This window comes from Serratia sp. TSA_7 (assembly GCF_052692135.1).
In genome coordinates, this window is record NZ_JBQZFU010000007.1 from 194253 (window position 1) to 216395 (window position 22143).

Annotated in this window: 15 protein-coding genes; all 15 read right to left on the reverse strand. The window is 59.5% G+C overall.

All coding sequences use genetic code 11. From position 1 onward, the window contains the following. Window positions 1–5: 5 nt before the first annotated feature. The 15 genes from ACUTQW_RS20145 to purL all read right to left on the reverse strand — a co-directional run bounded on the left by ACUTQW_RS20145 (window position 6) and on the right by purL (window position 22110). Window positions 6–1193 carry a c-type cytochrome gene (locus tag ACUTQW_RS20145; RefSeq protein WP_166729130.1) on the reverse strand — a complete coding sequence of 396 codons (1188 nt, stop codon included), beginning with the start codon at window positions 1191–1193 and terminating at the stop codon, window positions 6–8. Next, the gene (locus ACUTQW_RS20150; protein ID WP_006327348.1) at window positions 1190–3100 is read right to left on the reverse strand and encodes an NAD(P)-binding protein; all 1911 of its coding nucleotides are present in this window, start codon (window positions 3098–3100) and stop codon (window positions 1190–1192) included. Before ACUTQW_RS20150 ends, ACUTQW_RS20145 begins: the two co-directional genes overlap by 4 nt. An 86-nt stretch (window positions 3101–3186) precedes the next feature. Continuing rightward, the gene (gene patD / locus ACUTQW_RS20155; protein ID WP_235195941.1) at window positions 3187–4611 is read right to left on the reverse strand and encodes an aminobutyraldehyde dehydrogenase; all 1425 of its coding nucleotides are present in this window, start codon (window positions 4609–4611) and stop codon (window positions 3187–3189) included. Between the two features lie 35 nt (window positions 4612–4646). Then, complete coding sequence (locus tag ACUTQW_RS20160) at window positions 4647–5453, reverse strand: ABC transporter permease (protein WP_006327351.1); 807 nt, start codon at window positions 5451–5453, stop codon at window positions 4647–4649. Continuing rightward, entirely contained in the window at window positions 5443–6381 is a 939-nt protein-coding gene (locus ACUTQW_RS20165; RefSeq protein WP_373282276.1) for an ABC transporter permease, read from the reverse strand. Before ACUTQW_RS20165 ends, ACUTQW_RS20160 begins: the two co-directional genes overlap by 11 nt. A 7-nt stretch (window positions 6382–6388) precedes the next feature. Beyond that, complete coding sequence (locus tag ACUTQW_RS20170; protein ID WP_004952122.1) at window positions 6389–7417, reverse strand: ABC transporter ATP-binding protein; 1029 nt, start codon at window positions 7415–7417, stop codon at window positions 6389–6391. A gap of 54 nt (window positions 7418–7471) precedes the next feature. Then, entirely contained in the window at window positions 7472–8626 is a 1155-nt protein-coding gene (gene ydcS / locus ACUTQW_RS20175) for a putative ABC transporter substrate-binding protein YdcS (RefSeq protein WP_006327353.1), read from the reverse strand. Window positions 8627–8699: 73 nt separating this feature from the next. Further along, window positions 8700–10163 (reverse strand): gamma-aminobutyraldehyde dehydrogenase, encoded by a 1464-nt coding sequence (locus ACUTQW_RS20180; RefSeq protein WP_004952126.1) that lies wholly within the window; start codon window positions 10161–10163, stop codon window positions 8700–8702. A gap of 115 nt (window positions 10164–10278) precedes the next feature. Then, window positions 10279–11202 carry a LysR substrate-binding domain-containing protein gene (locus tag ACUTQW_RS20185; protein ID WP_004952128.1) on the reverse strand — a complete coding sequence of 308 codons (924 nt, stop codon included), beginning with the start codon at window positions 11200–11202 and terminating at the stop codon, window positions 10279–10281. Window positions 11203–11525: 323 nt separating this feature from the next. Then, window positions 11526–11864, reverse strand: coding sequence for a nitrogen regulatory protein P-II (gene glnB / locus ACUTQW_RS20190; protein WP_004847623.1), 339 nt, complete (start codon window positions 11862–11864; stop codon window positions 11526–11528). A 13-nt stretch (window positions 11865–11877) separates the two neighbouring features. Further along, window positions 11878–13500, reverse strand: a complete 1623-nt coding sequence (locus ACUTQW_RS20195; RefSeq protein ID WP_004952129.1) for an NAD+ synthase — start codon at window positions 13498–13500, stop codon at window positions 11878–11880. A gap of 129 nt (window positions 13501–13629) precedes the next feature. Further along, window positions 13630–14967: a two-component system response regulator GlrR gene (gene glrR / locus ACUTQW_RS20200; protein ID WP_004952130.1), complete on the reverse strand. Its 1338-nt coding sequence runs from the start codon at window positions 14965–14967 to the stop codon at window positions 13630–13632. Continuing rightward, complete coding sequence (qseG, locus tag ACUTQW_RS20205; RefSeq protein ID WP_020439615.1) at window positions 14964–15836, reverse strand: two-component system QseEF-associated lipoprotein QseG; 873 nt, start codon at window positions 15834–15836, stop codon at window positions 14964–14966. Before qseG ends, glrR begins: the two co-directional genes overlap by 4 nt. Before the next feature lie 3 nt (window positions 15837–15839). Next, window positions 15840–17276 (reverse strand): sensor histidine kinase, encoded by a 1437-nt coding sequence (locus tag ACUTQW_RS20210; protein ID WP_013814167.1) that lies wholly within the window; start codon window positions 17274–17276, stop codon window positions 15840–15842. Window positions 17277–18216: 940 nt separating this feature from the next. Further along, complete coding sequence (purL, locus tag ACUTQW_RS20215) at window positions 18217–22110, reverse strand: phosphoribosylformylglycinamidine synthase (protein WP_193378409.1); 3894 nt, start codon at window positions 22108–22110, stop codon at window positions 18217–18219. Window positions 22111–22143 lie beyond the last annotated feature (33 nt).

Here is a 22143-nt window from a genome sequence, read left to right on the forward strand (position 1 = left end):
CGCCGTTATTTCTCCGCCAGCTTACGCGCCTCCTGCACCTGCTGCGCCGTTACCACCCCAGCCTGATTGCCCCAACTTCCGCGTAAGTAACTCATCAGATCGGCTGCCTGCCGGTCATTCAATGCCCAGCCGTAACCTGGCATGGCGATCGCGGTAGCCTGTTGAGTGATCGGCGTTTGCGCCCCTTCCAACAAGACTCGCAGCGCCGTCAGCGGATTGTCCGCCGTCACCGTCGCGTTGCCCGCCAATGCCGGAATGGTGTTGTCACTGCCCTCGCCTTTATTGCCGTGGCAGGTTGAACAGTACATTGCATAGGTGCGCTGCCCGGCCTGTTGACTGCCGGCCACCGGGGCAACGGCTTTCTCGGCCGGAGGTTTTTCCGCCGCCAGGCTGTGCAGATAAGTGGCAATGGCGTTCAGATCGCCATCGGTAAGATATTGCGTACTGTGGGTGACCACCTCGCTCATCGGCCCGGCCACCGCAGCATGTCGGCTGCGGCCGGTTTTCAACAGTGCCGCCACCTCTTCCTGCGACATACCGCGCAGGTTAGACGCGTACCAACCGTCCAGCTCGGCCCCGCTCAGGAAAGCCGGTTCCTTGCTGTCCAGCCCCTTTTCCTGCATTGCCCAGCCGCGCGGCGTATGGCAACTGCCGCAGTGGCCCGCGCCCTGCACCAGATAAGCGCCACGGTTCCACTCGGCGCTCTGCCCGCTGTCCGGCCGATATTGGGCATCGTCATGGAACAGCTGATTCCAAACCGCCAGCGGCCAACGCATCGACAACGGCCAACTGATATCGCTGGCGCGGTTGGCGGCGTTCTGCGCCGGCACTTCCTGCATCAGATAATCGTACAGCGCGCGCATATCCGCCGCATTCATCTTGGCGTAAGAGGTATAGGGCATCGCCGGATACAGGCGATGGCCATCTTTGGCGATGCCCTGGCGCATGGCGCGGTCAAACTCGTCAAAAGAATAGGCGCCGATGCCGTGCTGCTTATCCGGCGTGATATTGGTGGCGTAAATAGCGCCCAGCGGCGTCGGGAACTTCATGCCGCCGGCCAGCAAGGCGCCGCCCGGCGCGGTATGGCAGGCGGTGCAGTCACCGGCCTTGGCCACGTATTCCCCGGCCGACATCGCCTGAGCCGAACCGCCCGCCGCCAGCAAGGTCAGCAGATACCATGAACGTAGACTCATGCTCCCTCCTTGACGGCCGCCTGGCCGAAGGCCAGTTCATTGACCGCGCGCCATGCCTGATCGATTGCCGAGTTGGCGTACGGGCTCCAGTCCGAATCCGAGTTGGCTATGACAATCTTGCCTATCGGCTTACGCGCCGTCTCAATGATTTTTTTCGCCTCCTCTTCATCATCAAACAGCCCATTGAGGAAGTAGGAATAGCCGTGCGACCAGCGGTTAACGGTGATCGCCTGAATATCGCGCTGATGGTCGAAACCGGCGGAACCCAGCATGCCCTGCAACTGTTCGCGGATCATCTGCTCATGCACCTCAAACGGTGTGCCCAGCAGCAAGGCGCGGCCTTTGCGCGACTGTTCGCGGGGGCTAAGCCCGCTGCCCGCCAGCGTCGGCACATACACCATATGCAGGCCAATCGGCTGATTCGGGTCGCGAGGATGTTCATAACCGCCCATGCTCACCGGATAATCCAGCTTCACGCGGCAATAAGGCGCGGTCGGCGAATACACTTCATGCACACCCAGCTTGATAAACGGCTGCCAGTTGCGGATCACCACTTTGCTGTACACCAGCGGTGATTTCACGTTCTGCTTCAGCGCCTCTTGCTGCTCATGCGACATTTCCGGCACCAGATACGGGATCATCATGTTGTAACCGGCCATCACCACCTGCCCGGCGCGCACCTTGGTCATTTTCTCGCCGGTCATATAGGTCACTTCAACCTTGTCGCCGACGTTCGCCGCGTGCAAGCCGGTACTGTTCAGGCGCAGTTTTACCGGCGATTCCGGCCGATCGAGCCGACTGTAGTCGAACTTCGCCAGCACGATGTCGTTCATATCCTTGCCGCCCGGCGCCACCGCCGGGATCAGATGACGCACCATCAGGCGCGCCAGCGTGGCGTTGCCATCCGGGAAGTGGAACACGTAAGGATCGTCGAGATCCGCCTGCGACTCCTCATCCAGCGGCGGCAAATTCATGCCGTTCAGGCCGGGCAGATCGCAGATGCGCGCATCGCTGCACGAAGTGGCGTCGATACCCACCGCCTGGAAATCGCTGGTGGTCTGCTGGAAATAACGGATAGCCATTTCGCTCAGACCGACCTTTTCACGCAGGAACTGGGTATAACTGTGCTTGTCGAGCCATTCGCTCTTTTGTTCCTGAGTCAGGTCAGGCAGATAATCCTTGTCCACCGTGTGCAGCACGATCAGCGCCTGTCGGTCACTTTCCGGCAGTGGGAAATCGCCGATAAAGGCTTCGTAGGAGCGGCCATTAAGCCGATCACGCGGAATATCATCCGCCACCATACGCCCCGGATCGCCATTCACCACTTTGTCGACGCCGAAGTTTTTACGATCGAAATAGACGCCGCGGCTCAGGTTCAGATCCGGGTAGAAGGTTTTATCGAACGCCTTTTCCAGGTTGTCGATGCTGACGCCGAGTTTTTGCAGCAGCCCCATCGCCACCGGGCTGAAGTTCGAGCGTGGTGATTGCAGCGACTCACTGCCGCCATAGCCGAGAATAGTGCCGTTTTCGCTGCTGAATTCATTACGCTTGGCGTGGCCGCCAAAGTCATCGTGGTTGTCGATCAGCAAAATACGCTGCTGTGTGCCCTTCATCTGCTGCCAGAAGCAGGCGGCGGCCAGCCCGCTGATGCCCGCACCGACCACGATCAGGTCAAACTCTTCCGTAGCGGGTACGCTGCCGAAATCGAATGCCTTACCGTCGCGCCCCAGTTGGTGCGCGTGCTCGAACGAGCCCGGATGGTTACCGCGCAGCCCGGTCAGCGCTGGCGGATAATACAGGGTTTGATTGGCGGTTTGCGGGGACGCGCGCAGAATTTGCAGCGGCGTCAGCCCGGCGGCGATGGTGATCGCCACCCCGTTGAGAAAATCGCGTCGGGTGATTCCCATATTAGCTTCCTTTCAATTCTTATTATCAATCAGACCGGTCAACACCGGCCTGAAGGTGCGCTATTGTGCGGGTAAACACAGCAAAATCAATGTTTAAACATCACATGCCGGATCGCGGTGTAGTCCTCCAACCCGTACATCGACATATCTTTGCCGTAGCCCGACAGCTTCTGGCCGCCGTGCGGCATTTCGCTCACCAGCATGAAATGGGTATTCACCCAGGTGCAGCCGTATTGCAGGCGGGCGCTCAACCGATGCGCACGGCCCACGTCACGGGTCCACAACGACGATGCCAGCCCGTAGTTGGACTCATTGGCCCAGGCCAGCACCTGCGCCTCATCGTCAAACTCGGTGATAGTGACTACCGGGCCGAACACCTCCCGCTGCACGATTTCATCGTCCTGCCGCGTACCGGCCAGCAGCGTCGGCTGGAAATAGTAGCCGGGGCCGCTAACCCGCTCACCGCCGGTCACCACCTGCACATGCGGCAACGCCTTCGCCCGCTCGACAAACCCCGCCACCCGCTCCAGATGCTGGGCGGTGATTAGCGGGCCAAGCTCGCTGCTTTCGTTCTCCGGCGGCCCTATTTTCAGGCTGGCGACCGCCTCGCCCAGCCGCTTCACCAGTTCGGGGTAAATGCCTTTCTGGGCATAAATGCGGCAGGCGGCGGTGCAGTCCTGGCCGGCGTTGTAAAAACCAAAGCTGCGGATGCCTTCTACCACCTGTTGCAGGTCGGCATCATCAAACACCAGCACCGGCGCCTTGCCCCCCAGCTCCATATGGGTACGCTTAATGCCCGGCGCGGTATGCGCGATAATGTGTTCCCCGGTAGCAACCGAACCGGTGAGCGACACCATTCGTACCTTGTCATGGCCGGTCAGCCGATCGCCGACCCCGGCCCCCTGGCCGAACAGCACGTTAAGCACGCCCGGCGGGAACAGCCCGGCGGCCAGTTCGGCCAGCTTAAAGGTGGTCAGCGGGGTCTGTTCCGACGGTTTAATCACCACGCAATTGCCCGCCGCCAGCGCCGGGGCCAACTTCCACGCCGCCATCATCAGCGGGTAGTTCCAGGGTGCAATCGAGGCCACCACGCCCAGGGGATCGCGGCGGATCATCGAGGTATGCCCGGCCAGATACTCGCCGGCCGCCAGCCCGCTCAGGCAGCGGCTGGCACCGGCGAAGAAGCGGAATACGTCGGCCACTGCCGGCAGTTCGTCGTTCAGCACGCAGTGATAAGGTTTGCCGCAGTTGAGCGATTCCAGCCGGGCAAAGGTTTCCGCGTGGCTATCGATCAGATTCGCCAGCTTCAGCAGGCAGTCGGCACGCTCTTTCGGCGTGGTCTGCCCCCATTCGGCAAAGGCGGCGTCGGCCGCCAGCACCGCCTGATCCACCTGCTCCAGGCTGGCTTGCGCTACCTGCAAGATCACCTCTCCGGTCGCCGGGTTATACACCGGCAGCGACGTCCCCTGGCCGGTAACCAGTTGACCGTTAATCAGCAGTTGGCTTTGCATAGGGTTATCCTTTTGTAAGATGTCTGGTTAGGAAATTATTTGCCGCTGCCGGCGACGCTTTCGCCGCCTTTAGTCAGGTAATAGGCCCCCAAAATCGGGATCATGGTCAGCAACATCACCGATAACGCCACCACGTTGGTGATCGGCACGTCGCGCGGGCGGCCGAGCTGGTTTAGCAACCACAGCGGCAACGTGCGCTCATGCCCGGCGGTGAAGGTGGTGACAATGATTTCGTCAAACGACAGCGCGAACGCCAGCATGCCGCCGGCCAGCAGCGCCGACCCCAGGTTGGGTAAAATCACGTAACGGAAGGTTTGCCAACCGTCGGCGCCCAAATCCATGGACGCCTCGATCAGGCTGTAAGAGGTGCGGCGGAAACGGGCAATCACGTTATTGAACACGATCACCACGCAGAAGGTGGCATGACCGATGACGATGGTCAGCACCCCCGGCTCGATATTCAGCGCCTTGAACGCCGCCAGCAGCGCCAGACCGGTGACGATGCCCGGCAGCGCGATCGGCAACAGCAGCAGCAGCGAAATGCTGTCCTTGCCGAAGAAATCACGCCGATACAGCGCCGCTGCCGCCAGGGTGCCCAGCACCAGCGCCACGGCGGTCGCCAGCGCGGCTATTTGCGCCGAAAGCAGCATCGCATCGAGGATATCCTGCCTGCCGGCGGCTACGCTGAACCAATGCAGCGTAAACCCCTTTGGCGGGAAGCTGAACGCAGCATCCTCGGTGTTGAAGGCATAGATGGCGATAATCGCCAACGGGAAATGCAGGAAGATCAAACCGCCCCAGGCGGCCAACTTCAGCCCTAACGGCGCGCGTTCAGAGTGCATCGAAGGCCCCCAGACGTTTCACAATGGAAAGATAAATCGCGATCAGTACGATCGGCACCAGGGTAAAGGCCGCCGCCATCGGCATATTCCCGATCGCCCCCTGTTGGGCGTACACCATGCTGCCGATAAAGTAACCCGGCGGCCCCACCAGCTGCGGCACGATGAAGTCCCCCAGCGTCAGCGAGAAAGTGAATATCGACCCGGCAGCAATGCCCGGCACCGCCAGCGGCAGGATCACGTAACGGAAAGTCTGCGCCGGGCGCGCGCCCAGATCCGCCGAGGCGTGCAACAGCGAAGGCGGCAAACGCTCCAGCGCGGCCTGGATCGGCAAAATCATGAACGGCAACCAGATATACACGAACACCAGAAAACGCCCCAGCCCGGAGGTCGACAGAGTGTTGCCCCCTACGCCCGGCACGCTCAGGATTGCCGCCAGTACCGGTTCCAACCCGAGGTGTTGCAGGAACCACTGGGCTACGCCATCTTTAGCCAGCAACAGCGTCCAGGCGTAGGCCTTGACGATATAACTGGCCCACATCGGCATCATCACCGCAATGTAGAAGAACGCTTTGACGCGGCCGCTGGTGTAGCGCGCCATATAATAGGCAATCGGGAACGCCAGCACCGCGCTGGCCAGCGACACCAGCACCGCCATCGTCAGGGTGCGCAGGATGATGTCGTAGTTGGCCGGGTTGAACAGCGCCCGCAGGTTGTCGAAGGTCAGATCCGGCGTCACCGTCATGGTGAAGTCGTCGAAGGTGTAGAACCCTTGCCACAGCAGCGTCAACAGCGAACCGAGATACACCGCGCCAAACCACAGCAGCGGCGGCACCAACAGCAGCAACAGATACAGCGTCGGGCGGCGATAGAACCAGGTCGACAGAGCGCGCAGAGTACCGCGGCGCGGCGCGGGAAAGTCGATGCTCATATCCATCTCACCTTTCCTCCAGCAGCGGCACCATCGCCTCACGCGACCAGCAGGCGGTGACCGGCTGCCCGATCAAACGCTGCTGCCCGCCGGCATGCCACTGGGGATTTGCCTGGCTGACCAGCAGTTTTTCGCCGCTGCTCAGCGCGATTTCATAACGCGTTGCCGCGCCCTGATAATGGATCTCCTGCAACCTGCCCTGCACCTGGATTTCATCCGGTGCCGCACCGGCCTGATCCGCCAGGCGGATATGCTCCGGGCGAATCGAGAAGGTGGCGGTCTGGCCAAGCAACCGCTGCGCCAGTTCGCTGCGCACCACGTTGGAGGTGCCGACAAACTCGGCGACGAACGGTGTCCTCGGCCGCATATACAGCTCACGCGGCGCATCGACCTGCTCGATTCGGCCATTGTTGAACACCGCCACGCGATCGGACATCGACAGCGCTTCGCTCTGATCGTGGGTGACGAAAATAAAGGTGATGCCCAACTGGCGCTGCAACTTTTTCAGTTCGCCCTGCATCTGTTCACGCAGTTTGAGATCCAGCGCGCCGAGCGGTTCATCCAGCAACAACACCCGTGGCCGGTTGACCAAGGCTCGGGCCAACGCAACGCGCTGCCGCTGGCCACCCGAAAGGTGCGCCGGTTTGCGTTCGGCCACAAACCCCAACGCCACACTGTCCAGCGCCTCCTGCGCACGCGCCAGCCGTTCGCGTTTGGCGACGCCTTTGACCATCAACCCGTAAGCGACGTTTTCCAGCACCGACATGTGCGGGAACAGCGCGTAATCCTGGAACACGGTATTCACGTCACGCTGATAGGGCGGCAGGTTGGCGGCCTCTTGCCCGTGTATGCGGATCGAGCCGGCGCTCAGTTGCTCAAAACCGGCGATCAGCCGCAGGCAAGTGGTTTTCCCCGAGCCGGAAGGCCCGAGCATGGAGAAAAATTCTCCGTCCTGGATCTCGATAGACACCCGGTCTACGGCGCGAACATCGCCGAAGGTCCGCGAAACATCGATAAATTGCACGGCAATGGTCATGATGTACGCTCCACACTGATGCTGTTTGGGCGCAGCGAGCTGCGCCCCCGTTCGTTAGCGGCCACCCATGATGGCGATATAGTCCTGAGTCCAGCGGCTGTACGGCACGAACTTGCCGCCCTGCGCCTGCGGCGTTTTCCAGAAGGCGATCTTGTCGAACTGATTAAACCCGTTGGTTTCACAGCCCTTCTCGCCCAGCAGCGCGCTGGCCTTGCAGCCCGCCGGGGAGGCCGGCACTGAACCGAACCAGGCGGCCACGTCGCCCTGCACCTTCGGCTCCAGCGACCAGTTCATCCACTGATAGGCGCAATTCGGGTGTTTGGCGTCGGCATGCAGCATGGTGGTATCCGCCCAGCCGGTAACCCCTTCTTTAGGGAAGACCGTGGCGATCGGCTGGCCCTCGCCTTTCAGGGCGTTGGCCTGATATGGCCAGGCGCTGGAAGCAACCACGCCTTCATTTTTGAAATCGCTCATCTGTACCGAAGTATCGTGCCAGTAGCGGTGGATCAACGCGTGTTGAGTACGCAACAGCTTCAACGCCGCCTGATACTGCTCTTCATTAAGCTGATACGGATCGCTGATGCCAAGTTGCGGCTGAGTGGCCTTCAGGAACAGCGCCGCATCGGCGATATAAATCGGCCCGTCGTAAGCTTGCACCCGGCCCTGATTGGTTTTGCCGTCCGGCAGATTCTGTTGCTGGAACACCACGCCCCAGCTGTCCGGCGGCGCCGGGAAGGTTTTGGTGTTGTACATCAGCAGGTTTGGCCCCCACTGATACGGCGTGCCGTAAGTTTTGCCGTCCACTGTGTACCAGGCGCCGTTCAGCAGGCGCGGGTCGATGCTTTTCCAGTTGGGGATCAGCGCGGTATTGATCGGTTGTACCCGCTTGCCGAGGATCAATCGCAGTGAGGCGTCGCCGGACGCGGTGACCAGATCGTAACCGCCCTTGGCCATCAGGCTGACCATTTCGTCGGAGGTTGCGGCGGTTTTCACATTCACCGCGCAGCTGGTTTGTTTCTCAAACTGGGTGACCCAGTCATAGTTTTTGTCGGACTGGCCGCGCTCGATGTAACCGGGCCAGGCGATGATATCCAGCCGTCCTTCGCCTTTACCGAGCGCCTGCGGCAACTCGGCCGCCTGGGCCAAGCCGCAAAGCACGGTGATACAGAGCGCGGAGAGCGTGGTGGTGACTGCGGTAGTTTTTCCCATCGTAATTACCCCTGTGTTGCGTATCTGTGTGCGGCAGGGAACGGCTGCCGCGGTTTTTTGCTTTATGAAACCGCTAGAAGCTGGCTTTGAATTTCGCCATTACGTGTCTTACAACGCTGTAATCCTGCAGCGAATCGCTGGAAAGATCCTTACCGTAGCCGGAACGCTTCAGGCCGCCGTGCGGCATCTCGCTCGCCAGGGTGAAATGGGTGTTGATCCAGGTGCTGCCGTATTGCAGATGAGCTGCGATATGCAGCGCCTTGTCGATATTCTGCGTCCATACCGATGAGGCCAGCCCGTATTCGGAATCGTTGGCCCAGTTCACCGCCTGCTCCAGATGGTCAAAGCGGGTTACGCTCACGACCGGGCCAAACACTTCGCGCTGAACGATCTCATCGCTTTGCAGGCAACCGGCCAGCAGCGTTGGCTGGTAGTAAAACCCCGGGCCGGAGTGCGCGGCGGCACCGGTGATCAATTCGATATGCGGCTGGCTAAGCGCCCGCTCGACAAAACTGGCGACGCGATCGCGCTGACGGCTGCTGATCAGCGGGCCGATTTCGTTGTCTTCATCGCGCTTGCGGGCAAAGCGCAGGCTGGCGACAGCTTCACCCAACGCGTCCACCAGCTTCGGGTAAATCCCCGCCTGCGCGTAGATACGACAGGCGGCGGTGCAATCCTGGCCGGCGTTGTAATAGCCGTAGGTGCGGATGCTGCTGACCACTTCGTCGAGATCGGCATCGTCACAGACAATCACCGGCGCTTTACCGCCCAGTTCCAGATGCGTGCGTTTGACGCTTTTTGCCGCCGCCTGCAGAATTTTTTGCCCGGTCACGATGTCGCCGGTCACCGATACCAGCCGAACCTGCGGGTGGCCGACCAAATGGCTGCCGACGCCCTCCCCGCCGCCGTACAGAACGTTCAGCACCCCCGGCGGCAGGATCTCCTGCAATGCAGGCACCAGCGCCAAAATGCTCAACGGGGTATGTTCGGAAGGTTTGAATACCACGGTGTTGCCCGCGGCCAGCGCCGGGGCGATTTTCCATGCCGCCATCATCAGCGGATAATTCCACGGCGCAATCGAGGCCACCACGCCGATCGGATCGCGGCGGATCATTGAGGTGTGCCCTTCGATATATTCGCCGGCTAGCTGCCCCTGCTGGGTACGTACTGCGCCGGCAAAAAAGCGGAAAACGTCGATGGCTGCCGGGAGATCGTCACTGCGCGCCTGGTGCAGCGGCTTGCCGCAGTTAAGCGCTTCCAACCCGGCCAAATACTCGGCCTGCCGCTCGATGGCGTCGGCGATACGTAACAAAATAGAAGCTCGGTAAGCCGGGGTGGTACGCGACCATTGACCAAAAGCCTGTTGTGCAGCCTTGACCGCGCTGCCGACCTGCGCCGATGAAGCCTCGGTAATCGAAACCAGCGTTTCGCCATTGGCGGGATTAACGATGCACTCTTGCTGGCCTTCGCCTTCGACCGACTCACCGTTAATAAATTGCTGACAGGTCAAGCCTGTAAGGAAATGCACATCTGTCATTGCCTGCTGCCCCTGAGTGACGAAAACGTTAACCAAATGTGAATAAGTTAGTTTTAATCAGACTATGCGAGCATCAGGCAGCCAACAAATTCTAAATACTGAAGGCCGCGTTCGATTAAATCGAATGCTTCAGGCCGGCGGCATGCATATTGCCATTCTCACGCGCGATGGTAAGAAACGGCGTGACCAGTTCCGGCCGCGCGCTGCCCCGCCGCCACGCCAGGCCGATATCCAGCGGCTCCAGCAGATCCGCCAGCTTGCGCGCCTCAATCATATTGCCTTCCAGCGACCAGGCGCGATACGCCATGTCCGGCTGGATGGAAACCCCCATCCCCGCCGCCACCAGGCTGCGCACCGCTTCGGTCGAGGCGGTTTTCATGGCGATCTCCGGCTTCAGCCCGGCGCGCGCCCAGATGCGCCGCGCATGCACGTCCATTTCGTCGGCGTTAAGCTGGATCAGCGGTTGCTTTGCCACGTCTGCCAGGCTGATGCTTTCGTGCTCCAGCAACGGATGCAGCGGTGGCAACCACAGGCGATACGGTGAATGCATCAGCACTTCGGTTTGCAGCGCATCGCGGTCTTCGATATTCGACAAGATCAGCACACCGATATCGATCTCCCCGCTCACCAGCAGGTGCTCAATATAGGGACGCTCATCTTCTATCACCTGAATGGTGACGTTGGGATAGGCCGATTTAAACCGCTTCAGCAGTTCCACCAAAAAGTAGCCCGCCACCAGGCTGGTGACGCCAATGGTCAGTTTGCCGGTCAGGCTTTCGGTGCCGAGTTGCAGGCTGCGCTTGGCGTTATCCACCGTGGCAAGGATCAGGTAAGACTGGCGCAGGAACTGATGGCCCTGATGCGTCAGGTTCATGCCCTTGGCGTGGCGATCAAACAGCCGCACGCCAATGTCGGTTTCCAATTGCTGGATGGCCAGCGTCAGCGAAGACTGTGAAACGAACACCGCCTGGGCGGCGGCGGAGATCGAACCGGTTTCCGCCACGGCGATAAAGTGGCGGATTTGGCGCAGCGTCATCATCCCCATCACCTTTCAAGCCACTGCGTTGTTGTCTGCATACGCTTACAACCACTTACGTGAGAAAGATCCTAGGGAGGCGCGCCCTTGCCGCCTGGCCGCAACTTGACATTCATGGGGGATCGCCTTAATCAAGACAGTTGAGTTGAGTGTAGATCCCGTGAGGAAAGCGATCGAAAAAACTATCAAAAACGCGATAGCCTTCGCTTTTTTAGAATGCTTATGGCGGAAATGACTGAGAGATAAAGCCTTGGGACGTTTTTAGCGGGGGTAAGAAGCCGAGCACCGGCCAGGCTCAAGCCGGCGGTGCTCGGTAGAGGATCGCATTAAATCGCTTCTTCGTCCTGTTCGCCGGTACGAATACGCACCACGCGCGCCACGTCGAAGACGAAGATTTTACCGTCGCCAATTTTACCGGTTTGCGCAGTCTGCATGATGGTTTCCACGCAGGTGTCGACGATATCGTCGGCCACGACAATCTCAATTTTCACCTTCGGCAGAAAATCGACCATGTACTCCGCGCCACGGTACAGCTCGGTGTGGCCTTTCTGGCGGCCAAAGCCTTTCACTTCGGTCACGGTCATACCGGTAATGCCGACTTCGGCCAAGGCCTCGCGGACGTCATCCAGTTTGAACGGCTTGATAATCGCGTCAATTTTTTTCATCTTCTTTCCTTAATTACCAATTTTTGCGGCCAAAGCCGGATGTGATTGGGTAGCGGCGGTCTTTGCCGAAATTGCGGGCGGTAATACGCGGCCCGACGGCGGCCTGACGCCGCTTGTATTCGTTGATATCCACCAGGCGGATAACCTTGCGCACGATCGCCTCGTCGAAGCCTTCGGCCACCAGATCGGCAACCGACTTATCGCGTTCGACGTAACCTTCCAGAATCGCATCCAGAATGTCGTACGGCGGCAGGCTGTCCTGATCGACCTGATCCGGCGCCAGCTCGGCGGACGGAGGACGATCGATAACGCGCTGCGGGATCACATAAGAGACGGTATTGCGGTATTCGGACAGTTTGAACACCAGCGTTTTCGGCACGTCTTTCAGTACGTCAAAGCCACCGGCCATATCACCATACAGCGTGGCGTAGCCTACGGCCATCTCGCTTTTGTTACCGGTGGTCAGCACGATGCTGCGGCGCTTGTTGGACAATGCCATCAGCACCACGCCGCGGCAGCGCGCCTGCAGGTTTTCTTCGGTGGTATCGCGTTCGGTACCGGCAAACATCGGCGTCAGCTGGCCCATAAAGGCGTCGAACATCGGCTCGATGGAGACGATATCGAACTCGACGCCGAGAATTTCAGCTTCTTCCTTGGCGTCGGCGATGCTGATATCCGCGGTGTAGCGGAACGGCATCATCAGCGCCTGCACCTTGTCTTTACCCAGGGCATCAACGGCAATCGCCAGGGTCAGCGCCGAGTCGATACCGCCGGACAGCCCCAACACCGCGCCCTTGAAGCCGTTTTTGGTCACGTAATCGCGCACCGCCAGCACCAGCGCTTCATAAACCTGCGCCAGCTGCGGCAACTCGGCGGCCGGTGCGGTCATTGGCACCACGTCCAGCTCGTTGAACCTCAACAGCGTCACCTGCTCGGCAAACGCCGCCAGGCGGTGGGTCATGTTGCCGGCCGCGTCGAACACCTTCGAGCAACCGTCAAAAATCAATTCATCCTGCCCGCCGATCTGGTTCAGATACACCAGCGGCAGATGGGTGCGCTGGCAATGGCCGGCCATCAGCGTCTTGCGGATATACGGCTTCTCGCGATTGTACGGCGAGGCGTTGATCGACAAAATCATTTCGGCGCCGGCGGCCTTGGCGGCATCAACCGGCTCCGGGAACCACAGGTCTTCGCAAATCAGCAGGCCCAGACGGTAGCCTTTCAGGTTCACCACGCAGGTTTCGTTGCCGGCGTGGAAGTAGCGTTTCTCATCGAAGACGCCGTAGTTCGGCAGCTGTTGCTTGAAATAGCGCGCCAACAGTTGCCCTTCAGAGAACAGCGACAACGCGTTATACAGCTTGTCGCCTTCGCGCCACGGGTGGCCGACCAGGATCGCCACATCGGTGGACGCCTGCTGCAGGCGATGAAGCTGCGCGTCGCAACGTTGGTAGAAATCGTCGCGATACAGCAGGTCTTCCGGCGGGTAACCGGACAGCGCCAGCTCGGTGAACATGACCAGATCGGCTCCCGCCTTCTGCTGCTCTTGCACGGTTTGCAACATGCGTTCGGTGTTGCCTTCAATGTCACCGACCAGCAAATTCAGCTGGGCCAATGCGATGGAAAGTGATCTGCTCATTGTTTAGGATCCTGCTTAATACGTTCCATGGTTCTCTACGCCCGGTCATGCCACGACAAAGAGAACGGAGTGTAAATCATTCCGCCACGTTTGTTGAGAACCTGCGCGCGCAGGCCATGGCGGAAAATATCATTCTTTAAAATCGTTGGCGTCCAGCTCGTGGCGCGACAGCAATTTATAAAACTCGGTACGGTTGCGGCCCGCCATGCGTGCGGCCTGGGTTACGTTACCCTTGGTGATCTGCAACAGCTTGCGCAGATAGTGCAACTCAAACTGATTGCGCGCCTCGACGAAGGTCGGCAACGCGGTATTTTCCCCTTCCAGCGCCTGCTCCACCAGCGCTTCGCTGATCACCGGCGCAGACGTCAGCGCCACGCACTGCTCGATCACGTTCACCAGTTGACGCACGTTGCCCGGCCAGGTGGCGGTCATCAGGCGCTTCATGGCGTCGGAAGAGAAGCTGCGGACAAACGGCTTGTGACGCTTGGCGGATTCACGCAGCAGATGGTTGGCCAGCAGCGGGATATCTTCAGCCCGTTCATTCAGCGCAGGGATCTTCAGGTTCACCACGTTCAGGCGGTAGTAGAGATCTTCGCGGAACTCGTTTTTCGCCATCGCCTTTTGCAGGTCACGGTGGGTGGCGGAAATAATGCGCACGTCAATGTCCAGATCGCGGTTGCTGCCCAGCGGGCGCACCTTGCGCTCCTGCAGCACGCGCAGCAGTTTAACCTGCAACGACAGCGGCATATCGCCGATCTCATCGAGGAACAGCGTGCCGCCCGCCGCCGCCTGGAACAGCCCTTCACGGCTGCTGACCGCACCGGTAAACGCCCCTTTGGCGTGACCGAACAGCTCAGACTCCAGCAGTTGTTCCGGCAAGGCGCCGCAGTTAATGGCGATAAACGCCTTTTTACCGCGCGGGCTGGCACCGTGGATCGCCTGGGCCAACACTTCTTTACCGGTGCCGCTGTGGCCATTGATCAGCACGCTGACGTCGGACTGCGCCACCATTTTCGCCTGCTCCAGCAGGCGCAGCATAATCGGGCTGCGGGTGACGATATCTTCGCGCCAGCTGTCGTCACCGGCCGGCAGCGAAAGCGACAGCGCTTCATCTATGGCCTTGTACAGCGCATCGCGATCCACAGGTTTGGTGAGGAAACTGAACACGCCCTGCTGGGTGGCGGCTACCGCATCCGGGATCGAACCATGGGCGGTAAGGATGATGACCGGCATGCCAGGCTGGTGCTTTTGAATTTCGGCAAACAGCGCCATGCCGTCCATTTCGTCCATCCGCAGATCGCTGATCACCAGATCAATCTGTTCGCGCCCCAACAGGCGCAGCGCTTCCTGGCCGCTTTCGGCGGTGGTGACATGAAAACCTTCGCTGGTCAGGCGCATACCCAGCAGCTTGAGCAAGCTGGGATCGTCGTCAACCAATAACAGATTGGCCGGTTTGCGTGCTGTCATCGCGCGTGAGACTCCTTGTTAGCGGGGGGCGGCGCGTAGGTATCTTCCGGGTCCACCGGCAGGGCGGTGCCCTTTTCCGGTTCGGCTTCCGGCTCTGCGGCCTTGGCCGACGCGGCATTTTTATCTGCGGCGTCGGTTTTTTGCTGTGTCGCGCCGTTATCCGGGATTTCGCCCTGTAACTGCTTGCGCGAGGAGAGCTGACGTTCGATATCGGTCAGATTCTCCAGTTTGCGCGAAGTATCCTGTAACTGGGCCTGCAAGCGGATCTGGCCCTGGCGCAGCGCATCTATCTGGCTGTCCGAGCTTTCCTGCAGGTGCTGATAGCGCGCCTTTTCGTCGAACAAGGTGATCTGCAGAACCTGCTGCTGGCGCCACAGTTGCAGCAACGGGCGCAAGGAGCTTGGGAACGCCAGGCGGTAACTGTTCAGACGATCGACCATCTGGCGGCGTTCGCCCGACGTCGGCTCGGCGCTGCCCAACAGAATACTTTGCTTGAAAATACCGTCCCAGCTGTCGCCAGGCAGGGTTTTCGCCAGCGAGCGCGCCTGGGTCGATCCTACGCGATCGGCGCAATCCATCGCGCGCAGCCAGTAAAGTGAATTATTCAACGCGTCTTTGTCGTCGAGCTGCCACAGGGTATCGCAGGCTGCGATGCGGTAATCCACCACTTTGGTGTCCGGGATCGCTTCTTGCTGCTGCTGACTCAGGCCGCTGCTGACCGCACGATCGACGCAGCCTGCCAGCAAAAACGGCACGCAAAGAACGCTGCCTAAAAAGGAAAGACGACGCTTGCCGAGTGGCGCGCTCTGCGTGGCACGCGGTGAACGTTCGGTCTGCAATAGACGAAGGCGTTTAGACCATGTGTACATTATTTATTCATTCTCGGCGGTTAATGGCAATTCAATGCGGAAGCAGACGTCTGCGCCGGCGACTTCGACCAGCTGCAATTCACCGCGCATCCGGCGGATACAATCCTGAGCGATGCTCAACCCCAGACCGCTTCCTTTTACCGCCCCTTTTCGCTGGTGGCTACCCTGGAAAAAAGGCTCAAAAATCATGGTTTGCTCGGCCTCGGGGATTGGCGTGCCGCTGTTGGCGACATCAATCTGCACCCGTTGCCCAACCTGACGGCTGCGAATCCAAATGTTACCGGATTCCTTGCCGTAGTGCACCGCATTGGAGTAGAGATTATCCAGCACGCGCATTAAAAGCGTAGGCTCTGCCCAGCAGATTTCCGCATCCAATGTGATCTCGGTGCGGATCATTTTCGCCCTGGCCGGCAAACTGTGCGCGGCGACCACCAACTCGACCATATCGCGCAGCTCAACATTCTCATGCTCCGCCGGGCCATCGGCCAGTTTACGGTTGTAATCCAGCAACTGCTCTATCAGCAGTTGCAGGTGGCGGCTGCTGTTATCGAGAATAGTCACGACTTCTTTCTGATCGGAGGTCAGCGGGCCGGCCACTTCGTCTGCCAACAGTTCCGTCCCCTCGCGCATGCTGGCCAACGGCGTCTTCAATTCATGCGAGATATGGCGCAGGAACTCATGCCGCTGCGACTCCAGCCACGCCAGGCGCTCACTCAGCCAGATGATGCGTTGCGCCAACGAACGCAGCTCACGCGGGCCTTTAAACGACTCGGTGCTGCCCAGCGCTCGCCCCTCCCCCAGACGGTTGATCATGCGCTCCACCGCTTTCACCGGGCCGATAATCATGCGGGTGAAGAGCACCACCAGCAACACGCTGACCAGAAACAGCATCAGCGCCTGCCAGCCGAAAAACTGGCCGCGTTCGGCAATCGCCTGCTGTAACTGCTGGCCGCGCGAGAACACTACGGCGCGCGTAGCTTGCACCATCTCGGCGTTGGAACGCGAGAAAGACTCCAGCAGCGTCGATGCCTGTTTGTCCGGCCCGCTGCTCTGGCATTTAATCGCAGCGAGCTGGGTCAGCAGGCTGCGCAACGTTTGATAATAGCGTTCATCCGGCAGGATCGGCGCATGGGCGTCCAGCATCTGCGAATACTGCTTACGTTGATTTTGGTACAGCCGTTCCAGGGTGGGATCGACCAGCACGCAATACTGACGGTAGCTGCGCTCCATCTCCAGCGCCACGCTGGTCATCGCCTCGCTGCGCCGCGCATCCACCAGCGTGGTGCGGTTGATATCCGCCGCCTGCGCGCTGAGATGATCCAGGCTTTGATAAGCCTGATAAGCCAGCACCAGCAGCGGCAGCAGCACCAGCAGAAACGCCATCAGGACCAGCTGACGCAGCGAGCGGGGGAATAAACGCCATCTTTTCAACGAAATCATCTCATTGTCTCTCATCTGCTTCGATGCTAACCGAGTCACCGGTGAGAAAAAAGCCCGGCGGGCGATTATCCTGCCAAGGCAGCCTATAACGGGGGATTAAACGCAAAAAAAAGCACCGGCCATCAGGCTCGGTGCTGTCGTTAAAAGATAAAAATTCCGCTCGCCAAATACAGTACAAACCAAGGCCAATGAAACCCGCGGCAAAGCATGAGTAAAAAGATTTTTTGGGTAGCCTTGGCATTTGAGGGTATCGATGGCGATACAGGCCTGATGTCGGCGTAAGCGCTGCTTCGAGAATTGACGCTGGGGCAAAACTGCCCCATCGCAAGAAATTGTGGATGCCCTTGAATCTCGTCCCCAGGGTGATGTAGCACAAGGCTGGCATCGAACAGGACGAATAGCATCCATAAGTATCCGGGATTGATGAACACTCATCACAGTTGGATACAGGCGGTGCCTCACTCCACGTGTCGCCCGATGCTTGATAAAGCCGCTTGCGCGTCTGTTATCGGTTTGGTTGGACGATAGGCACCATTTCTTTGGCATCATTCGGAGGCTTATGAGGCAAACTTCCGTCTAAATACGGGGCCGTCATAAAAAGTTGAATGAGCAACTGGGGAGAATAATGCACTTTACGTGCCAACTTTTCAAGTTATTTATTAACACATTGAATATATTAAAAAATAAATAAAAACATAGTCTATAAGCTCAAATTAACCTGCCATAGGTCGATTAAAAAATCACCACCCTGTCGCCAAAAACCGACAGCTTAAGCCAATTAATTTTTCACCATTATAAATCAATGAGTTAAGTGTCTCTTTTTAGAGACATGAAAAAGGTTCTCTGTCGCAAAATGCAGACAACGGCAAACCGGCACCGGCGCAATAAGTAAAAAGGGACGCAATCTCTTGCGCCCCTTTCGTTACCGCGTGGTAACCGCTTAGCCCAATTGCTTGCGGGCGTTGCGGAACATGCGCATCCACGGGCTGTCTTCGCCCCACTCTTCCGGATGCCATGAGTTGCTCACGGTACGGAATACACGTTCCGGGTGCGGCATCATCACCGTCGCACGGCCGTTGCTGCTGGTCACTGCGGTGATGCCGTTTGGCGAACCGTTAGGGTTGGCTGGATAGGTTTCCGTTACCTGACCGGCATTGTCCACAAAGCGCAATGCCACCAGACCACTGCTTTCCAACGCCGCCAGATGCGCTGCATCGCGCACTTCAACGTGCCCTTCACCGTGGGATACGGCGATCGGCATGCGTGAACCGGTCATGCCTTGCATGAACAGCGACGGGCTGGCCGCCACTTCCACCAGGCTGAAACGCGCTTCAAAACGATCCGACAGGTTGCGTACGAAACGTGGCCAGTGTTCGGCACCCGGGATCAGATCGCGTAGGTTCGACATCATCTGACAACCGTTGCACACACCCAATGCCAGGGTTTGCGGACGGTGGAAGAAGGATTCGAATTCGTCACGAACGCGGTCGTTGAACAGAATCGACTTCGCCCAGCCTTCGCCGGCACCCAGTACGTCGCCGTATGAGAAACCGCCACAGGCAACCAACGTATGGAAGTCTTGCAGATCGCGACGCCCTTCCAGCAGATCGCTCATATGAACGTCTACCGCATCGAAGCCGGCGCGGTGGAAGGCTGCCGCCATCTCAACGTGGGAGTTGACGCCCTGCTCGCGCAGCACCGCCACTTTAGGGCGTGCGCCCTTGGCGATGTAAGGCGCGGCAATGTCTTCTTCCGGCGCAAAGGTCAGCTTGACGTTCAGGCCCGGGTCACGGTCGTCCTGCTTGGCCTGGTGCTCCTGATCGGCGCATTCCGGGTTATCGCGCAGGCGTTGCATCTGCCAGGTGGTTTCCGCCCACCAGGTGCGCAAGGTCGCGCGGCTTTGGCTGTACAGCGCTTTGTCGCCCTGAGTAATGACAAAGCGATCGCCGGCCTGCACGCTGCCGATGTGGTGCACATTGTCCGTCAGGCCGTGTTGAGCAAAGACCTGTTGCACCGCTTCAAGCCGGTCGGCCGTGACCTGAATCACCGCGCCCAGCTCTTCGTTGAACAACGCTGCCAGCGCATCGTCGCCCAGCCCTTTGATATCCACGTTCACGCCGCAGTGACCGGCAAACGCCATTTCCGCCAGCGTGACCAGCAGGCCACCGTCGGAACGGTCGTGGTATGCCAGCAGCGCGCGATCGGCCACCAGTTGCTGCATGGCGTTGAAGAAGCCTGCCAGCTGTTCTACATTGCGCACGTCGGCCGGTTTGTCGCCCAGTTGGCGGTAAACCTGCGCCAATGCGGTTGCGCCCAGTGCGTTGTGGCCGTTGCCCAGGTCGATCAGCAACAGCGCACTCTCGCCCTTATCGGTACGCAACTGCGGCGTCACTGTGTGGCGAACGTCTTCCACGCGGGCAAAGCCGGTGATCACCAGCGACAGCGGCGAGGTCATTTCGCGCTGCTCTTCGCCTTCCTGCCAGCGGGTTTTCATCGACATCGAGTCTTTGCCCACCGGAATGGTGATGCCCAGCGCCGGGCAAAGCTCTTCGCCCACCGCTTTCACCGCTGCATACAGGCCGGCGTCTTCACCCGGGTGGCCGGCTGCCGCCATCCAGTTAGCGGAAAGCTTCACGCGCTTGAGCGAACCGATTTCGGTCGCGGCCAGGTTGGTCAGCGCTTCCCCTACCGCCAGGCGGCCGGAAGCGGCGAAGTCCAACAAGGCAACCGGCGCACGTTCGCCGATCGACATCGCTTCACCGTAGTAACTGTCCAGGCTGGCGGTGGTCACCGCGCAGTCGGCTACCGGGATCTGCCACGGGCCAACCATCTGGTCACGGGCTACCATGCCGGTTACGGTGCGGTCGCCGATAGTGATCAGGAAGGTTTTCTCTGCCACCGCCGGCAAATGCAGAACGCGTTTTACCGCATCCTCCAGGGTGATGTTCGCACGTTGGATCGGCTCGCCTTTGGCCTGCAGACTGCTCACGTCACGCGTCATTTTCGGCGTTTTGCCCAGCAGCACGTCCAGCGGCATATCGATCGGTTGATTGTCGAAATGGTTGTCGTTCAGCGTCAAATGCAGTTCTTCGGTGGCTTCGCCGATCACCGCATAAGGTGCGCGCTCACGGCGGCAAATTTCGTCAAACTGCGCCATCTGCGCCGGCGCAATCGCCATCACATAGCGTTCCTGCGATTCGTTGCACCACACTTCCAGCGGGCTCATGCCCGGCTCGTCGTTAAGGATGTCGCGCAGTTCGAAACGGCCACCGCGGCCACCGTCGCTGACCAGTTCCGGCATGGCGTTAGACAAGCCGCCGGCGCCTACGTCGTGGATAAACAGAATCGGGTTTTGTTCGCCCAACTGCCAGCAGCGGTCGATCACTTCCTGACAGCGGCGTTCCATTTCCGGGTTGTCGCGTTGTACCGAGGCGAAATCCAGATCGGCATCGGACTGACCGGACGCCATGGAAGAAGCCGCACCGCCGCCCAGGCCGATATTCATCGCCGGGCCGCCGAGCACCACCAGCTTGGCGCCCACGGTGATTTCGCCCTTCTGCACGTGATCGGCGCGGATGTTGCCGATACCGCCCGCCAGCATGATGGGCTTGTGGTAGCCGCGCAGTTCGACGCCGTTGTGGCTGTTGACCTGCTCTTCATAGGTACGGAAATAGCCGACCAGCGCAGGACGGCCGAATTCGTTGTTGAACGCCGCGCCGCCCAATGGGCCTTCGGTCATGATATCCAGTGCGGTCACGATGCGATCCGGTTTGCCGAAGTCCTGTTCCCACGGCTGTTCGAAACCGGGAATACGCAGGTTGGAAACCGAGAAGCCCACCAGACCCGCCTTGGGCTTGGCCCCGCGGCCGGTGGCGCCTTCGTCGCGGATCTCGCCGCCGGAACCGGTAGCGGCACCCGGCCATGGGGAGATCGCCGTCGGGTGGTTATGGGTTTCCACCTTCATCAGGATATGCGCGTCTTCCTGATGGTAGTCATACTGGCCGTTTTCCGGCGCAGCAAAGAAACGGCCAACCTGAGAGCCTTCCATGACCGCCGCGTTGTCTTTATAAGCAGAGAGTACGTAATCCGGCGTCTGCTCGAAGGTGTTTTTGATCATTTTGAACAGCGACTTAGGTTGCTGTTCGCCGTCGATGATCCAGTCGGCGTTGAAAATCTTGTGGCGGCAGTGCTCGGAGTTGGCCTGCGCGAACATATAGAGTTCGATATCCGTCGGGTTGCGCCCCAGACCGGTAAAGGCATTCAGCAGATAGTCGATTTCATCCTGCGCCAGCGCCAGCCCCAGCTTGAGGTTGGCCTGTTCCAGCGCGCTGCGACCTTCGCCCAGCACGTCCACCGCCTGGTACGGCGCCGGCTGATGCTGAGCAAAAAGCTGTTCTGCCTGCTGCAGTTCGCCGAATACCGTTTCCATCATGCGATCGTGCAGCAACGCGGCAAGCTGTTGCCACTGCGCTTCGGTCAGCGTCGGCGCCTTGACGTAAAACGCCAGGCCGCGCTCCAGCCGCACCACTTGCTTCAAACCGCAGTTGTGGGCGATATCGCTGGCTTTGGAAGACCAGGGGGAAATGGTACCCGGACGCGGCGTCACCAACAGCAGGCGGCCTTCAGGGGCATGTTCGGCGAGAGAGGGGCCGTACTTGAGCAGGCGCGTGAGCTTGCCATGTTCTTCGGCACTCAGCGGTGCATTAACATCGGCAAAGTGGACGTATTCGGCGTAGATATCACTGACCGGAAGTTGAGCGTCCTGACAGCGGGACAGCAGTTTGGTAATACGAAAAGCCGACAAAGCGGGCGAACCACGCAGTATTTCCATAATCAAAGTTCTCTCGTCTTCGAAGCAACTGACTTC

Bases quoted from the DNA above. Each gene is read 5' to 3' on its own strand.
- ACUTQW_RS20170 (WP_004952122.1), bottom strand. From the start codon at position 7,417: ATGACCATTGCCGTGCAATTTATCGATGTTTCGCGGACCTTCGGCGAT.
- glrR (WP_004952130.1), bottom strand. From the start codon at position 14,967: ATGACAGCACGCAAACCGGCCAATCTGTTATTGGTTGACGACGATCCC.
- ydcS (WP_006327353.1), bottom strand. From the start codon at position 8,626: ATGGGAAAAACTACCGCAGTCACCACCACGCTCTCCGCGCTCTGTATC.
- patD (WP_235195941.1), bottom strand. From the start codon at position 4,611: ATGCAAAGCCAACTGCTGATTAACGGTCAACTGGTTACCGGCCAGGGG.
- ACUTQW_RS20150 (WP_006327348.1), bottom strand. From the start codon at position 3,100: ATGGGAATCACCCGACGCGATTTTCTCAACGGGGTGGCGATCACCATC.
- qseG (WP_020439615.1), bottom strand. From the start codon at position 15,836: ATGTACACATGGTCTAAACGCCTTCGTCTATTGCAGACCGAACGTTCA.
- ACUTQW_RS20210 (WP_013814167.1), bottom strand. From the start codon at position 17,276: ATGATTTCGTTGAAAAGATGGCGTTTATTCCCCCGCTCGCTGCGTCAG.
- glnB (WP_004847623.1), bottom strand. From the start codon at position 11,864: ATGAAAAAAATTGACGCGATTATCAAGCCGTTCAAACTGGATGACGTC.
- ACUTQW_RS20185 (WP_004952128.1), bottom strand. From the start codon at position 11,202: ATGATGACGCTGCGCCAAATCCGCCACTTTATCGCCGTGGCGGAAACC.
- ACUTQW_RS20195 (WP_004952129.1), bottom strand. From the start codon at position 13,500: ATGAGCAGATCACTTTCCATCGCATTGGCCCAGCTGAATTTGCTGGTC.
- ACUTQW_RS20180 (WP_004952126.1), bottom strand. From the start codon at position 10,163: ATGACAGATGTGCATTTCCTTACAGGCTTGACCTGTCAGCAATTTATT.
- ACUTQW_RS20145 (WP_166729130.1), bottom strand. From the start codon at position 1,193: ATGAGTCTACGTTCATGGTATCTGCTGACCTTGCTGGCGGCGGGCGGT.
- ACUTQW_RS20160 (WP_006327351.1), bottom strand. From the start codon at position 5,453: ATGCACTCTGAACGCGCGCCGTTAGGGCTGAAGTTGGCCGCCTGGGGC.
- ACUTQW_RS20165 (WP_373282276.1), bottom strand. From the start codon at position 6,381: ATGAGCATCGACTTTCCCGCGCCGCGCCGCGGTACTCTGCGCGCTCTG.